Source organism: Acidovorax sp. GW821-FHT09B03, from assembly GCF_059418305.1.
Genome location: NZ_JBWKPP010000021.1, coordinates 28,452 through 43,610, shown reverse-complemented (window position 1 = coordinate 43,610; position 15,159 = coordinate 28,452). Strand labels below are relative to the sequence as shown.

At 67.4% G+C, this 15,159-nt stretch carries 12 protein-coding genes and 1 pseudogene; 5 read left to right on the top strand and 8 right to left on the bottom strand.

Going from position 1 to position 15,159, the window contains the following annotated elements; genetic code table 11:
- Positions 1–2: 2 nt before the first annotated feature.
- Positions 3–2,108, top strand: a complete 2,106-nt coding sequence (locus AC07PA_RS27625) for a UvrD-helicase domain-containing protein (RefSeq protein WP_494609754.1) — start codon at positions 3–5, stop codon at positions 2,106–2,108.
- A gap of 29 nt (positions 2,109–2,137) precedes the next feature.
- On the opposite strand, the gene AC07PA_RS27620 is transcribed toward AC07PA_RS27625, so the two are convergent.
- The 6 genes and pseudogenes from AC07PA_RS27620 to phnE all read right to left on the bottom strand — a co-directional run.
- Positions 2,138–3,115 carry a Bug family tripartite tricarboxylate transporter substrate binding protein gene (locus AC07PA_RS27620; RefSeq protein WP_494609753.1) on the bottom strand — a complete coding sequence of 326 codons (978 nt, stop codon included), beginning with the start codon at positions 3,113–3,115 and terminating at the stop codon, positions 2,138–2,140.
- An 81-nt stretch (positions 3,116–3,196) separates the two neighbouring features.
- A complete protein-coding gene (locus AC07PA_RS27615; protein ID WP_494609789.1) occupies positions 3,197–4,555 on the bottom strand; it encodes an amidase in 1,359 nt (452 codons plus the stop codon).
- A 17-nt stretch (positions 4,556–4,572) separates the two neighbouring features.
- Entirely contained in the window at positions 4,573–5,259 is a 687-nt protein-coding gene (locus AC07PA_RS27610; RefSeq protein ID WP_494609752.1) for a DUF2848 domain-containing protein, read from the bottom strand.
- A 696-nt stretch (positions 5,260–5,955) separates the two neighbouring features.
- Positions 5,956–6,873, bottom strand: coding sequence for a LysR family transcriptional regulator (locus tag AC07PA_RS27605; protein WP_494609751.1), 918 nt, complete (start codon positions 6,871–6,873; stop codon positions 5,956–5,958).
- 101 nt (positions 6,874–6,974) lie between these two features.
- Complete coding sequence (locus AC07PA_RS27600) at positions 6,975–7,625, bottom strand: hypothetical protein (protein ID WP_494609750.1); 651 nt, start codon at positions 7,623–7,625, stop codon at positions 6,975–6,977.
- A 136-nt stretch (positions 7,626–7,761) separates the two neighbouring features.
- Positions 7,762–8,400, bottom strand: a pseudogene (gene phnE, locus AC07PA_RS27595) (phosphonate ABC transporter, permease protein PhnE); the annotation flags it as partial.
- Here phnE and AC07PA_RS27590 point away from each other — a divergent pair.
- A complete protein-coding gene (locus AC07PA_RS27590) occupies positions 8,365–8,967 on the top strand; it encodes a sensor histidine kinase (protein ID WP_494609749.1) in 603 nt (200 codons plus the stop codon). The pseudogene phnE and the gene AC07PA_RS27590 sit on opposite strands and share 36 nt — an antisense overlap.
- On the opposite strand, the gene AC07PA_RS27585 is transcribed toward AC07PA_RS27590, so the two are convergent.
- A complete protein-coding gene (locus AC07PA_RS27585) occupies positions 8,964–9,797 on the bottom strand; it encodes a sulfite exporter TauE/SafE family protein (protein WP_494609748.1) in 834 nt (277 codons plus the stop codon). The genes AC07PA_RS27590 and AC07PA_RS27585 overlap by 4 nt on opposite strands.
- 203 nt (positions 9,798–10,000) lie before the next feature.
- On the opposite strand from AC07PA_RS27585, the gene AC07PA_RS27580 reads away from it, so the two are divergent.
- The 3 genes from AC07PA_RS27580 to AC07PA_RS27570 all read left to right on the top strand — a co-directional run bounded on the left by AC07PA_RS27580 (position 10,001) and on the right by AC07PA_RS27570 (position 12,579).
- Complete coding sequence (locus tag AC07PA_RS27580) at positions 10,001–10,906, top strand: LysR family transcriptional regulator (protein ID WP_494609747.1); 906 nt, start codon at positions 10,001–10,003, stop codon at positions 10,904–10,906.
- The gene (locus AC07PA_RS27575) at positions 10,903–11,307 is read left to right on the top strand and encodes an ester cyclase (protein WP_494609746.1); all 405 of its coding nucleotides are present in this window, start codon (positions 10,903–10,905) and stop codon (positions 11,305–11,307) included. Before AC07PA_RS27580 ends, AC07PA_RS27575 begins: the two co-directional genes overlap by 4 nt.
- Before the next feature lie 69 nt (positions 11,308–11,376).
- A complete protein-coding gene (locus AC07PA_RS27570) occupies positions 11,377–12,579 on the top strand; it encodes a hypothetical protein (RefSeq protein WP_494609745.1) in 1,203 nt (400 codons plus the stop codon).
- A 4-nt stretch (positions 12,580–12,583) separates the two neighbouring features.
- Here AC07PA_RS27570 and AC07PA_RS27565 read toward each other — a convergent pair whose 3' ends face one another.
- Positions 12,584–15,136 carry an ankyrin repeat domain-containing protein gene (locus tag AC07PA_RS27565; protein WP_494609744.1) on the bottom strand — a complete coding sequence of 851 codons (2,553 nt, stop codon included), beginning with the start codon at positions 15,134–15,136 and terminating at the stop codon, positions 12,584–12,586.
- Positions 15,137–15,159: the final 23 nt, after the last annotated feature.

Sequence of the window (15,159 nt, the reverse complement as noted above, 5' to 3'; positions counted from 1 at the left end):
CCATGCCCGCTCCACGCTCTCCCGCCTCCGCCCCGTCTGCCGCACGCAGCTGGGCCCACACCCGCATCACGGCGACCGCCGAGCAGCGGCGCGTGCTGGACTCCACGGCACCGGCCATCATCATCAGCGCGCTGGCGGGCACGGGCAAGACGACCACGCTGTGCATGAAGGCCTGCAACCTGCTGGCCAGCCTGCAGGGCCAGCGCGAAGCGGCGGCGCCGCCACGCATCCTGGTGCTGGCGTATTCGCGCGCCGGGGTCACGGCGATACGCGACCGCATGCTGCAGCTGCACGGCGCCGTGCCGCGCAGCATGGAGGTGCTGACCATGGAGCAGCTGTGCGAGGCCGTGCTCAAGGAACAGGGCGACCCGGTGGAGCGGCTCGACGACCCGGTGCGCCGGCGTTTTCTGATCCTGCAGGCGCAGCAGGCCCTGCGGCTGGAGCTGGAGCGCAATGACGGCAGTGGTGGCAGTGGCGGCGAGGGCATCGACGACGCCCTGCTGGGGCAGAACGTGGACATCGATGCCTTTCTGGCCTTCGAGGCGCTGGCCAAGAAGAAGCTGCTGGAGCGCGAGGTGGAAGATTCGGGCCTGGACCTGCGCGCGTTTTGCGAAGACCGCGACCTGGACTACGGCCTGTGCCGCCTGTACGGGCAGTACGAGCGCATGCGCGTGGGCATGAACCACGAGCCGCGCTTTTATGCCGAGGGCGACTGCACCTTCGAGCTGTGCCGCCAGCTGGGTGGGCTGGACTGGGACCAGCCCTTCGAGTGGCTGCAGGGGCGCTACAGCGCCGTGCTGTTCGACGAGCTGCACGACCTGGACGAGGGTGCGCTGACGGTGCTGCGCAAGCTGGTGCAGGGCGGCAATGGCTTCTTCGTGGGCGCGGGGGATTTCAACCAGCACATCCACGAGGGCTCGTTCTCGGTGTTCGGCGGCGGCATGCAGCGCGTGCGCGAGTGCCTGCCGGCCGACACGCAGGTGCTGAGCATCAACACCACGCGCCGCTTCGGTGCCGATATCTGCGCAGCGCTGAACCCGCTGTTCGGCGTGGAGTTTGCGCCGGTGGCCGGCAGCTCGGACGCGTTTGCCCACCTGACCTACGACAGCGACGAGCACTGCGCCGCGCAGCTGGTGGAGCTGCATGGGCAGATCGTCAACGGCTGGGGCGACTTGCAGCAAGCCAAGGGCGACCAGGGCGCACAGCACCACAGTGCGCTGAACGTGGTGCTGCGCAACCCGCAGGACAGCATCTTGCTCGAATGGGTGTTCGGCCACGAGGGCGTGCACTACGGCTGCCAGGGCATGAGCCCCTTCTACCTGCGCCGCGAGGTGGCGCTGGCGCTGGCGCTGATGTGGGCGCTGCAGGGCGATGACGGCCATGAGCGCTACCTCACCCCGGGCATCGTGGGCGCTGCCGTGGAGGGCCTGCTGCACTATGGCCGGCGTACGGCGCGCAGCGGTGCGGCGGACCTGGACCTGCTGGCCCAGGGCCAGTTCGACAACGCGGGCTGGACCGACCTGCCCGGCGCCGACGAGGGCAGCAAGCTGGCCGCTACGCTGCACAGCGGTGCCACGCGCATGCGCCGCTACATCGCGCACGGCACGCTGAACCCGAATGCGCCCGAGCTCAAGGACGCCTGCGCCGAGATCATGGCCCTGCCCGCGGCGGCGCGGGCCGCCGTGCTGGCCGATGCCGGTGCGTTCTGCCAGCACCCGCTGGTGCGGCGCATCTTTGCCGATGCGCCCATCAACGGCACGGAGCGCAGCGCCTGCATGGCCAGCCTGGAAAGCCTGGCGGGCCTGGCCCATGGCCTGCCCGTGGCAGAGCTGCTGGGCCGCCTCACGCTGCTGGTGACGGCGAGCATCGGCATGCACCAAAGCCAGGAGCCCATCAGCCTGCGCCTCTTGAGCGTGGACGCCTGCAAGGGCCGCGAGTTCACCTTTGTGGCCGTGCCCTTCGTGGAGCGCGGGCGCTTCCCGGGCCCCGCATCGCACCAGGAGGCCTACCGCGAGCGCAACATGCTCTACGTGGCCACCACGCGGGCGCGGGCGGCGCTGTGGGTGCTGGAGAGTGCGGCCAAGCCGGTGTGGCCGGGGCCGGTTTAGGGCCTGGCTTGGCAGCCAGCCGCCCAAGCTTATTGAGGCGTAATGTTGTAGTCCTTGACGATCTTTGCGTAGAAATCGTAGTCCTGGCGCACAAAGGAAGAGAAGCCATTGACCGAGCCTCCGGTAATCCCCAGGCTGATCTCGGCAATCTGCTTCTTCATATCCGAGGTGTTGAGAATTTTCTGAACCTCCTGGTTCAGCCTGGTGACGATAGCCGGTGACGTGCCCGCAGGTGCCGCCAACCCCACCCAGGCGACGTACTTGTAGTTCGCAACACCCGCTTCCGCCAGCGTCGGCACGTCTGGCAACGTCGACAGGCGCTTGTCACCCGTCACCGCCAGCGCCCTGAGCTTGCCACTCTTGGCGACGGGGACCGCAGTGGGAGACGTCTCGAACATCAGGTCGATATGACCCGCCAAAAGGTCGGCCTGGGCAGGTGCTCCGCCCTTGTAGGCAATGCTGAGCATGTCGGTGCCGGTCATCCGCATGAACATCTGGGCAGAGATATCCTGCGGGCCGCCTACGCCCGAGTTTCCAACGGTCAGCTTGCCGGGGTTGGCCTTTGCGTAGGCCACCAGTTCTGCCACGTTCTTGAACGACCACTTCGGATGAACGATCAACACGTTCGGCTGATCGGCAATGTGGATGATCGGCGCAATGTCCTTCAAGGGGTCGTAGGGAAGCTTGGCGTAGATGTGCTTGCTGGAGGTCAACCCGGCATGGGCCAGAAGGAGGGTGTAGCCATCATTGGGCGCCTTGGCAACATAGTCGATGCCGATGTTTCCACTGGCTCCGGGCCGGTTGTCCACCACGACGGGCTGGCCCAAATTCTCGGACAGCTTTTGGCCCACGATCCGGGCGACCATGTCGTTGCTTCCGCCGGGTGGATATGCGACGACCAGCTTGATCGGTTTTGAGGGGTAGGCGTCCTGGGCGTTCGCGGTGGACGCCATGCCGGCAATACCTGCGATCACAAGCGCAATGGGGAGATGAAAGACGGTCTTCATAAATGGCTCCTGGGAGTTGACTCTGTTGATGCAAGGGGGATCGGTCGGCAAGGGGGGCGTGTTTCGATGCAGCGTCCTCCCTCAGTGCAAGACTGCTTCGATGGATGCAGCCCAGTCCAGGACCGCTGCGTCGCCCAATGGCGGCCCCGCCAGGCTGAGCCCCACAGGAGCGGCGCCGGGTTCGTGGCAGGGCAAGGAGATCGCACAACCGTCCATGAAGTTGACGATGGACGGATTGCGCAGCATCAGCGCGTTGGATTCGAAATACATCGTTTCGCTGGCGACCAGGTCTGCAATGCCGGGAGCGATCGTCGGCACGGTAGGCATCAGCCAGCCGTCGAATCCGTCAAAACGCGCCGCGATTCGGCGCTGCCAGTCGGCGCGCCTGGCCAGCAGATCGATGTACGCCTGCGCGGAGATATCACGACCGCGCAGGATGCGGGACAGCACGCGCGGGTCGTAGCTTGCGGCACGGCGGTCGATCAGCTCGGCATGCCAGGCCCAGGACTCTGCGGCACTGAAGCCCCCAGCAGCGTTGATGTGGGCCAGCTCGCTGAATTCGGGCACGTCCAGGTCGACCACTTGCGCCCCCGCAGCCGAGATCCGGTCCAATGCGTGCCGAAACGCGCAGGCCACCACAGCGTCCATTCCGTCCTGCACCAGGGTCGTGGGCACTGCAAAGCGGGCTTGTTTCAAGGATGGTGTACGGGGTGCGTGGGGCGTGCCGGAAAGCACCGCGTCCATCACGGCGCAGCCCTGCACGTCGGCAGCGAGCACGCCCACCGTGTCGAGCGCCGGCGACAGAGGAACAAGGCCTTCAGCCGAGATGCGCCGCGCCGTGGGCTTGAACCCGGTAATGCCACACAGCGCGGCTGGAATGCGCGCCGAGCCGCCCGTGTCACTGCCGACACTTGCCACGCACATACCGTCTGTAACGGCTACCGCTGCACCCGAAGAAGAACCACCGGGAATGCGTTGCTCATGCCGCCGCCAGGGGTTCGCCGGTGTGCCGTGATGGGGGTTGATGCCCAGGCCGGAATAGGCAAACTCGGTCATGTTCGTCTTGCCCACCAGGACGGCGCCGGAGGCCAGCACGCGCTGCACGACCGCAGCATCCCGCTCAGCCGCAGGGGCGTCGTGCAACACGACGGAGCCCGCCAGTGTGCGCGTCCCTGCCACGTCGAACAAATCCTTGATCGAGATGGGAACGCCTTCCAGCGGTGAGCGTTTCTGGCCCGCCGAACGCATGCTGTCGCTGACCTGTGCCATGCGCAACGCACGTTCTGCGAACACCTGGGTGAAGGTACGCGCGCCCTCTCCCGCCGGGTCGGCGATGTGATCCAGCGCCGATTCCGTCAGCGCGAGGGAACTGGTCTGGCCATTGTCCATGCCCGTACGGGCACCGTGAAGTGTGAGGGTGGGGTGTGGTTGTTGAGACATCGCGATGCCCTTGGCTGTCAGGCGATGACGGGCAGTGCCGTGCATCGGTAGGCGTGTGTGATGCGACGGTCCAGGCGGGCATCGAACAGTTCCATCCGGAAGTTGGAGGAAGGCCGAACGCCGCCGATGGCGCCCAAGGTGCCGCAACTCATAGCAAAGCCTTCCGCTGGCGACGGATTGCTGGCCCCGTAACGTGCCAGCAGGTCCGCAGGATCGCGCAGCGCAGCCAGCGTACCTTCCTGGTACAGGCGGAACTCACCGGCTTCCTCAATCCACGAGCGCAGCACCAGATCGTCCCAGTGGTCCTGCACGTCGGCCAGGCGCCAAGCGTTGCGCGCCACCGGCTTCGGACAGATTTGCTTCGAGAGCGCAACGCTGTGGGCTTCGAGTGTCCGGTCCGTGTGGTCTGACGCCAGCGACACGAAGTATTCGCCTGCGTGGAAGAAGAGGAAAGGTTCCGCTTCGCCCGACGTTCCATCGCCCACCACTTGCACGGCGTCGGCCTGGCTCAACTGGTGGGCGGCCACCCGGTAGAAAAGCGGGACCGCACTGGGACGCGGTACGCCAATCGCTTCGAGCTCATGGATGTGGTGCTCAACGGCGTGTGCATCGCGACCGGTCCAGCCGGCAACGACCAGACAGTTGAACTCGACTTCGAGACGTCGATGGACATCCCGCCCCGGGAAATCAAAGGAAAGAGGCATGGCTAGGGTTTCTCTTTTAGAGATCAAACAAGAAGGGGCGACCGGGTGTCGAACGTTCGATCTCCTGCGCGAATTGCATGGAGTTTTCGACGTGGCCATTCGATGCGACGCAAGCGCGGGACAAGCCCCAACGGGCTGCCTCCAACACGCTTGCATGCGCGACCAACGAGAGGAGAAGCCCGGCGGCCGATGCGCAACACACTGCTGCAGTCTTCCCACCAAAGCTTCGGGCCATGAACGTCTCCTCGTTGTTGAGGCTGCAATGGTCGCAGTCGACATGGCGATGGCAAAACGGATTAAATCAATCGGCACCCATCAACGAAACTTCAGCAGTTCCGTGGTCCAGGGGCCTGGCCCGCAAGCGCACGAGTGGCTTCTTCGGACCTACAAACGGACTGCAACCGGCATGCGTCGTCGCTTGCGCTGCTGAAGTGAGGCGCCAGCCCAACCATGGCCCAGGTAGTCCTGTGCAGCGCGTGATCACCACCCGTGAAAGGCTTTGTCGTGACGCGCGATCAAGCCTCGGAAGAGCGTATGAATGCAGGCTTCGTCCTTCACCTCAGGAAGGTGCAATCCAGCCATCGAGTTGGCGGAACTCCTCCTGGATCGGATTGCGACCAGGCGCTTGGACATGCTGCGCCCAGAGGCGTTCAAACCTGCAACCAAAGCTTGGCGTGTGACGCAGGAGGCCTGATGTCAGGGCGGCGTCGCGAGGGCATTGCGGGTCGATTGCGCGAAGCGGGTCGCATGTTGCAGTGCGCCCTCCACGACCACGTCTATCGCAGCCCAGGTGGCGTCACGCCGGTAGCTCAGAACGAGTTCGAGCGGGCGCAGGACGATGCTGGAAGCGACTTGCACCAGTTCACCACGCGCCACTTCGTCCTGCGTTACCGCGGGCGGCAATGTCGCCACGCCGAAGCCCTGCCGTGCGAGTTGCCGAAGCACGGAGATGGCCGTGACGCAATGCACCTGCCGCACCTTCTCGCCCGCAGTTTCCATATCCCGCAGCACGTTGGCGTGCGGCTGCGACCCGCGGGTGAAAGTGATCACCGGCAAGTCCAGCACCTGCTCCCACGGTGACTCGCCGATGGCCAGCGCGGCCTCCGGTCCGGCAAACCAGGCCATGGTCATCGCACCGAGGCTTCGGTTGACGATGTGTTCTTCAACCACGGCATCGGTCTGCAATGCGACATCCAGGCTGCCGCGAAGCAGATGTGCGTGCAGGTGCGATGTCGGTTCGATGGTCAGTTCGAGCGACAGCCGAGGGTGGGTGACAGCTAGCTCACGGACCATCGGTACGAGCCAGGAATGCGCGATCGATTCGATGCACCCGACACGTACCATGCCTTCCGCCTCGGAGCGGCCGGTCACCGACGCCTTCAATTCGCGCTCCAGCCGCAAAATCTGCTCGGCCTGCGCCAATGCCGTTCGCCCACAATCGGTCAATCGAACCTCGCGGCTGTCACGCTCGAACAGCTGGACGCCCAGCTCTTCCTCAAGCGCTGAGATGCGGTTGGAAATTGCCGCTTGCGTGACGTGCAGCTTGTCCGCCGCCGCTCGGAAGCTGCGCAGGCGGGCGACCCAGATCAAGGCATCCAGGAACCGAGTGTTCACGCTGACTCCTATCGTAGAGTTGACCGGCGACTTGCACCAGGAACGGATGAAAAGCGCTTGCAGTCAGGCACGGCGTATCTCGTTCGGTCCCACGCGGGATGTCAATGCGGTGCTTGCACGAGATCAGCGGCGCGCACTTCGCGCATGAAATCGAAGGCATGGACTTGGGTGGAAGTCCCGAGGTCCAGGTGGCGCAGCATGGATACTACTTGTGCATGCGCTTCAGGCTGCAGAATTTCGGCAAACACCATCGGCGACAAGTTGCCGAAATCGCCACCAGGCAATGGTGTCGAGAGTTCGGCCACGGGCTCCAGCCAATGGAATCCAGCCACGCCCGCAAGCTTGCCCAGATTCGACAGGAGTTGGCCTTGCAGTTCTTGGGACAGGTTGAGCGGCAGTTCAAGGAGTATGCCGCCTTGTCCCGTGCCAACGCCACCCACATGCGGCACGCTGCAGACCCGCCGCATGGTGTCGCGCATGCGGGTGAACACTTGCTGGGACCATTCGGTCTGGTTGCGGAAAGCGAACTGGTACGCCGGTGACGAAAAGACATCCAGAGCGTCGGTACGGTACAGCGCCAGGTAGCGGCGCGGTCCCTGCCGGGAGCAGTAGCGTCGCGCCCACCGGAATCCGGGGATCAGAACGCGTTCGCGCAGATGCTCCGATTCATACCAGTGGTTCATGTCTGCCTCGTATTCGTGCTCTACGTTGGTCCAGATGAACAGCTCTCCGGGAAGTGACTTGATCTGCATGTGAGGAACTACAAATGGTGAGCGCCTGATGCTAGGCAGCGGCGTAGCCCATGCCAAACGAAGAATTCGATTCGCCAGCGATAGGAAAATCTTGTCGCGGCTGCGCCTCCTAAAGCAGGGATTCATTTGCCGTCGCTCACAGCACCCGCTTGCGGATCTGCACCACCACCACTTCCGCGATCAGCACCACCGCGAAGATGGCGAGCAGCACCAGGGCGACGCGGTTCCAGTGGAAGAGATTGAGCGCGGTGTCCAGCGCCATGCCGATGCCACCCGCGCCCACCAGCCCGAGCACGCCGGATTCGCGGATGTTGATGTCCCAGCGCAACAGGGCGACCGACCAGAAGGCTGGCTTGATCTGCGGCCAGTAGCCGTACCAGACCTGTGCCAGTGTGGAGGCACCCGCCGCCTGCAGCGCCTCGATCGGGCCGCGTGGCGTCTGTTCGATGGCTTCTGCAATGAGCTTGCCCACGAACCCCACCGAGCGCAGCGCAATGGCCAGCATGCCGGCCAGCGGCCCCGGCCCGAAGATGGCGACGAACAGCAGCGCCCACACCAGCGAGTTCACCGAGCGGCTCGATACGAGCAGCACGCGGGCGATGAAGTTCAGCGTCCGATTGCGCGTGAGGTTGGACGCCATCAGCCGCCCCAGCGGAATGGCCAGTGGCAGCGACAGCAGCGTGCCCAGCGTGGCCATGTGCAGCGTTTCCACCAGCGCAGCGTAGATGGTGTCGGGGGAATGGCCCCAGTCGACCGGCCACATGCGGCTGAGCAGGTCGCCACCTCGCGCCGCGCCACGCGGCTGGCCGAACAGCTGCTCTCGCTGGCGCGGGCGCAACAGATCGAATCGCTCGCTGCGGTACAGAACGAGGCATTCGACCTGGGTGAACTGGTGAGCGAGATCGCCATCGGCCTGTCACCCCTCACCGCCCGCAAGCACCTCGACTTTCAGCTGGACGCCAGGCCCTTCGTGATGGAGAGCCAGCGCTGGATGGTGCGCGAGGTCCTTGCGAACCTGCTGCGCAACGCCATTGAATTCACGCCCGGGCACGGCCAGCTCGGCGTGCGCATCGAGGCCATGGAGCAAGGCGGCGTGCGCCTCATCGTGTGGGACACCGGGCCCGGCATGTCGCCCGGGATGCAGGCCATGGCGTTTACACCATTCGCCCGTGAGCCCTCGGCCCGGCCCAGCAGCGGCGCGGGGCTGGGGCTGGCCATCTGTGCGGACCTGGCGCGCACCATTGGTGCAGAACTCAAGCTGGGCAACCGGGTTGACGGCGAACGGGTTCTGGGGCTGGACGTGGAGTTTGCCTGGCGCCACGTGGTACCGGGTCACAACTAGCCCGCCCCCTCTCGCGCCATGCGCAGCGCCCCCTCGCTCTCGCCGCCATGCGAGGCGAAGCCGTGCCAGGCCAGCGCATCCGCCACCATGTAGATCCCCAGCGCGAGCAGCCCCACCATCAGGCAGCGCCGGAACCACACGGCCGACACGCGCTGGCGGATGCGGGTGCCCAGGGCCATGCCCAGCAGCGCGGGCAGCAGCATCCAGGCCGAGAGCACGAGGGCGGACGCGGGGTAGCTGGCATTGAGCGCCAGGCCGCCGGCCAGCGCGATGGTGGAGACGGTGAAGCAGATGCCCATGGCCTGCACCAGCGCATCGCGCTGCAGCGCCAATGCTTGAAGGTAAGGCACCGCGGGCACCACGAAGACACCGGTGGCGGCCGTGACCCAGCCGGTGGCAAAGCCGACCAGGGGCGAAAGCCAGCGCTCGGCCCGGGGCGGCACCGACAGGCGCGCACCCACCAGGCCCCAGCAGCCATAGGCGATGAGCGCCCCGCCCAGCAGCGCGCGCGACCAGGCACCGGCCGGCGCACCCAGCACCCAGGCCCCGAGCCAGGTGCCCGCGCAGATGCCCAGTTGCATGCCGCCCAGGCGGCGCAGCAGCGGCAGCACGCTGGCCCAGGGGCGCAGTTGCCAGACATTGGTGATGAGCGAGGGCACGACCAGCAGGGCCGCGGCCTCGGCCGGCGCCATGAGCATGGCCAGCAGGGCCATGGAGACGGTGGGCAGCCCCAGGCCGACGATGCCCTTTACACCGCCGGCCATCAGAAAGACAGCACCGGCACCCGCGAGCCAGACCCAGGAGTGGGCGCCGAACAGGCCGGTCACCATGGCTGTCGCCCCAGCTTGCGGGCCTGGCACATGGGACGATTTTGAAATTGTGCTGAACTCATCGTGGGTGCTCCGTGCGGTACCTGCCAGGCATGGCAGGTGGACGGATGCCATTCTTGGCAAGGCGGGCCGCGCTGGAAATGCGGAATGCGGTGCACCCAGCCTCAGGCTGGGCCGAAGGCTGTTGTGGTACGTTGTGGCCCATGCGCTTTGACCTGACCGATCTGCGGCTGTTTTTGAACGTGCACGAGGCCGGCACCATCACCGGCGGTGCCGAGCGCAGCCACATGGCGCTGGCCTCGGCCAGCGAGCGCATCCGCGGCATGGAGGACGCGCTGGGCGTGCCCCTGCTGCTGCGCGCGCAGCGCGGTGTGGAGCCAACGCCGGCCGGCCACACGCTGCTGCACCATGCGCGGCTGGTGCTGCAGCAGATGGAGCAGTTGCGCGGCGACCTGGGCGAGTACGGCGCGGGCCTGGCGGGCCATGTGCGCGTGCTGTGCAACAGCTCGGCGCTGAGCGAGCACCTGCCGCAGGCGATAGCGGGTTTTCTGGCACGGCACCCGCGCATTTCGGTGGATGTGGAGGAGCGCTCCAGCCAGGAGGTGGCCGATGCGGTGCGCGCAGGCCTGTGCGACATGGGCCTGGTGTCCGATGCGGTGGATCTCGAAGGCCTGGCCAACCAGGTGCTGCGGCCCGACCCGCTGGTGCTGGTGGTACCGCAGGGCCACGAGCTGGCCGCGCGCCGCAGCGTGGCGCTGGCCGAGGTGGCGCACCTGGACTTCATCGGCCTGGCCGAAGGCAGCGCGCTGCAGGCCCTGGTGGTGCGCCACGCCCAGCGCCAGGGGCAGCGGCTGCGCTACCGGGTGCGGCTGCGCCAGTTCGAGGCGGTGTGCCAGCTGGTGGGCCTGGGGGTGGGCGTGGGCATACTGCCCCGTGCGGCGGCCATGCGCCACGCCCGCGCGCAGCATGTGAAGGCCGTGCGCCTGACCGATGCCTGGGCGAATCGGCAACTGGTGCTGTGCCTGCGCGACCTGAATGCCCTGCCCCAGCATGCCCAGCAACTGGTACAACACCTGACCTTGCAAGAAACACCACCTGCCGCACCATGACGACGAATGCCACCGACCTGGAAGGCGTGTACCGCGCCTACATCGCCTGCCTGAACGCACAGCGCTGGGAGGAGCTGCAGCACTACGTGCATGCCGAGGCGTCGCACAATGCGCGCCACCTGGGCGTGGCGGGCTACCGCGCCATGCTGGAGCAGGACTACCGCGACATCCCCGACCTGCAGTTCCACATCGCCCAGCTGGTGGCCGATGCCGGACCTCTGCAGGGGAATGTGGCGGCGCGGCTGCAGTTCGACTGCACGCCGGCGGGCGAGTTTCTGGGCCTGCCGGTGAATGGGCAGCGCGTGCAGTTCACCGAGAACGTGTTCTATACCTTCCGCGATGGCAAGATCGCCGAGGTGTGGTCGGTGATCGACAAGGCGGCGATCGAATCGCAGCTTTGATTCTCGGCCCGCAGTGCGACACCCCACATCCAGTGGTAAAACCGCTCCACCCTGTTTCACACCCGCACCATGAGCTACGACCTTCGTGTTTGGGAACCACCCGCCGGCCAGGCCACCCCGGCCTCGTTCGAGGCAGCGCTGCGCCGCTGGTTCGAGCTGGAGCTTGTAGAGCCCGGCCCCAACCCGAAGTTCGCGGCCCTGGCCGCGCAGATGGCAGCGTACAAGGACTACGGGGACGCGCCCTGGGTCGGCGATCCGGTGGCGGAAGCCAAGGCCTGCCGCAAGGCGGTGTGGACCTTCCAGCTGCCCGCGGACAACCGCATGCAGTTGCTGGTGGCCGTGGTGAGGCGGGCCAATGCGCTGGGCCTGACGGTGCTGGACGACCAGCTGGGGCTGGCGCTGGCAGCGCCCAACCAGGTGCTGCCGCCGGAGCGCACCGACTTCTGGAAAGAGGCGATGCAGGTTCTGGAAGGGGCGCCCCGGGGCACTGCTGGCGCCCCCGCCCCCACGCCCAGGCCGCCGCCCCCGCCCGCTGCAGCGCCCGTGCCTGCGCCGGCCCCCATGACCATGGCGCTGGTGTCGGCGCGCGACGAGATGCGCTCCGTGCTCGCCTCGCTGTTGCCGCAGCACGGCTTCATCTCACCGCGGGTGGCGCTCGATCTGCCGTACTACCGCGCCCAGGCGGAGGCGACCTATTTCCGAACCACCCCGGCGGGGGGCCAGGGCGTGGTGCTGCTGACGTCGACGACCAACCAACTGCCTTGCCTCACCATCGACGTGAACGTGTTCAGCGAAGAGATCGCCAACATCCTGCGGGCCGTGTTTCCCGAGCACGATGAGATGTACTTCCGGCGCCAGCTGAATTTTCACGTCGGTATTTTTCATGGCGTCCCTGGCTATGTACCCATCCGGTCCACGGCCGACCTGCAGCGCATGGTGCAGGAGGTGCAAGACCCTGTGGGCCCCATCCTCGAGATGACGCGCACGCCACAAGGCATGCACGCCATCATGGCGGGCGCCACCGTGTTCCCCCTGCCTCCCGGCAATCCCCGGGGCCACAAGACACTGGCCGAACATGCCCAGCAGAACTTCGGCTACGCCGCGCTGGTCAGTGCCTGGCTGTACGGCGGCGACCAGTTCCAGGCCATGGCCCAGAAGAAGCGGGAGACCGAAGAACGGCTGGCGCCTGTGGGCAAGAAAGACGTGGTGCTGGCACGGGTGGAGCGGGTGCTGGCCTACCTGCGTGCGCAGGTGAAGCGAAAAGTCCAATAGGACTTCAGCGCGCCCGCTCCAGCAGCCACTGCTCGGCCTCGCCCTGCTGCTTGAAGCGCGCCCAGTCGAGTGCGGTCTTGCCATGGGGGTCCTTGCGCGCCAGGTCGATGCCCCTGGCGGCAAACCACTGCAGCGCCTGCACCCGGCCCCGGCCGGCGGCCAGCATGGTGGGGGTCTCTCCCCGGCTGGCCAATGCGGGCTCATCCAGCGGCTGGCCTTGCGCGGCCAGCCATTCCAGACAGGCGATGCAGCCGCTTTGCGCGGCCATGTGCACAGGCCCCCAATCCCAGCGGTTGCGGGCCGAGAGGCCGGCCCCGGCCTGCACCAGGCGCTGGGCCACCGCCAGGTGGCCGCCGTAGAAGGCGCGCAGCAGCGCGGTGTCGCCCAGCTCGCTGTCCTTTTGCGTCTGGCGCAGGTCGGGTTGGGCACCTGCGGCGAGAAGTGCCTCGATGTGCTCCATCTGGCCCCGGTGGGCGGCCAGCATGAGCACGCTGGAGCCGTTGGGCGCCAGCAGGTTGGGGTTGGCGCCAGCGGCCAGCGCGGCGCGCAGTGCTGAGGCGTCGCCTGCGTTCTGGGCGTCGAGCAGGCGACCATCCACGGCGGAGTACGACACGGCGGGCGCTGCCGTCTCTGCCACCGGAGCGCGGCGCGCGGTGCCCGCCACCTTGGGCCCCACGACCCACCAGGCCACCAGGGCCAGCACCAGCAGCGCGCCCCAGGCCGGGCGGGCATGTTGGGCCCGTGCGGGCCGCTGCATGCCGGCCGCAAAGCGGCCGCGCCGGTGCGCCCAGGCCTGGGCCAGTGACTGGCCCAGCGCCGTGGCCGCGGCCTCGCCGCCCAGGCCAGGGGTCAACCGCACCAGCGTGTCGCCGGCTCCGCGCGCATACACGGCGTGGTAGCGGTGCTCGCTGGCGCCGCTGCCCGTGGCGTACAGCAGCTTGTGCACCAGGGTGCGGCTGGCATCGCCGGGCACGGTGTCGGCGCGCGACCAGAGCCAGGAGTGGCGGCGCGCAGTGATGCCGCCGTCCTGTACGGTCAAGGTCCAGCGGCGGGTGGCGGCATGCAGGGCCAACGCGGCCAGGCCGATCCAGGCGCCCGCCGCGAAGAACCCGCGGGGCAGCGCCAGGCCCTGTGCGCCCAGGCGCCCGTTGATGGCCGCCTCCAGCGCCAGCCCGGCGAGCACCAGGCCGGCGGCCCAGCGCCAGCCACTTTGGCTGAATTCGTAGGTCCATGCCTCTCGGGTCTCCTGCAGCGTGACCGCATGGGGCAATGGCAGGGGGCCTTCGTCCACGTCCTCGGCTTCGCCCAGGGGCGCAATGGGCACCACCTGCTTCCAGGCCGCGCGCCGGTCGAAGCGGTCGGGCAGTTCGTCGCCCCCGCCGAAGCCGCGCGGTGCGGCCTGCACGGGCAGGTCGTAGGTCAGCTCCACCGAGCCGCCGGGGCTGTGCAGCAGCTCCAGCCGCCAGTCCACACGCTCGCCCGAGCGCTGGGCGCCATGCGGGGGCGCATCGGCCGGCAGCTCGAAGCGCGCGACCAGCCGCAACCCGCCATCTGCGGTGCGCTGCATGCGCGCCGCTTCGGTGAAGGACTCGACGCAGCGCTCGGGCGAGCCGGAGCTCGATTCGTCCACCCGGTACTGGGCCAGGCGCAGCTGCGGGCGGTGGTCCTGCTGGTGGGCGGCGCGCTCGGGCAGCAGCAGCGTCAGCTCCACCGGGTGGCCGGCGCGCGGCTGGGACGGCAGCGCCGAGAGCGCCGCGCCCGCATAGCGCCAGGCCAGGCGCGCTTGGTGCAGCGCCAGGCCGATCAGGCCCACGCCCACCATGACGAAGATGGAGATGAAGGCCTTGGCGTACCAGGGCGCGCTGTTGCTGGCCCACAGCAGGGCGGCCATGGGGAAGGCGATGCCGCACCAGAAGACGGTGAAGAACCAGGTGGCGCCCGCCGACTTGCTGGCCGCGCCCTTTTGCAGGGGCTTGGGCGAAACGCCCTGCGCTGCCTCCTCCTTCCTGCCGCCCCCGCCCAGCAGGATATGCACGAAGAACCAGCCCGCCACCAGCCCCACGCCTGTGAAGACCAGGGCAAAGGGCACGCGGAAAATCTGCAGCCCCCAGCGGATGGAAGGGTCGATGAGGGCCTGCGCGGGCGCCTGCGGGTTGACCATGATGGTGATGGGATGCCCACGGGACTGGGCGCTTTGCAGCAGCCCGTGCCAGTGCTGGTGCCAGTCGCCGATGTTGTCGGCACCGGCCTCGGGGTCAAGCCCCACCCGGGTGCCCTCGTACTGCCGCCCCGCGAATTCGTAGCGGTAGCGGGCGTGCACCCGGTAGGTGGTGCTTTCGCTCGACGTGTGGCGCTTGAGCTCGGTGCCCAGCACCTGGGCCGCCACCGGCTGCCAGCTGCGCACCTCCAGCGCCGCGCGGAGCGTGTGCGCCAGGGGCTGGATCCCCGCGAAGTAGCCGCCCAGGCCAAAGGCCGCTGCGAAGAGCCCGCTGAACAGCAGCATCCCCAGGCGCTTGCCCAGGGTGTCTATCTCTTCGGGGTTGTTCTCTCTTGCCATGGATGTCCCTCCATTTCTTTTTG

Coding starts and splice junctions, on each gene's coding strand:
- AC07PA_RS27625 (WP_494609754.1), top strand. CDS start 3: ATGCCCGCTCCACGCTCTCCCGCCTCCGCCCCGTCTGCCGCACGCAGC.
- AC07PA_RS27620 (WP_494609753.1), bottom strand. CDS start 3,115: ATGAAGACCGTCTTTCATCTCCCCATTGCGCTTGTGATCGCAGGTATT.
- AC07PA_RS27615 (WP_494609789.1), bottom strand. CDS start 4,555: ATGTCTCAACAACCACACCCCACCCTCACACTTCACGGTGCCCGTACG.
- AC07PA_RS27610 (WP_494609752.1), bottom strand. CDS start 5,259: ATGCCTCTTTCCTTTGATTTCCCGGGGCGGGATGTCCATCGACGTCTC.
- AC07PA_RS27600 (WP_494609750.1), bottom strand. CDS start 7,625: ATGCAGATCAAGTCACTTCCCGGAGAGCTGTTCATCTGGACCAACGTA.
- AC07PA_RS27590 (WP_494609749.1), top strand. CDS start 8,365: ATGGCCCCAGTCGACCGGCCACATGCGGCTGAGCAGGTCGCCACCTCG.
- AC07PA_RS27585 (WP_494609748.1), bottom strand. CDS start 9,797: ATGGTGACCGGCCTGTTCGGCGCCCACTCCTGGGTCTGGCTCGCGGGT.
- AC07PA_RS27580 (WP_494609747.1), top strand. CDS start 10,001: ATGCGCTTTGACCTGACCGATCTGCGGCTGTTTTTGAACGTGCACGAG.
- AC07PA_RS27575 (WP_494609746.1), top strand. CDS start 10,903: ATGACGACGAATGCCACCGACCTGGAAGGCGTGTACCGCGCCTACATC.
- AC07PA_RS27570 (WP_494609745.1), top strand. CDS start 11,377: ATGAGCTACGACCTTCGTGTTTGGGAACCACCCGCCGGCCAGGCCACC.
- AC07PA_RS27565 (WP_494609744.1), bottom strand. CDS start 15,136: ATGGCAAGAGAGAACAACCCCGAAGAGATAGACACCCTGGGCAAGCGC.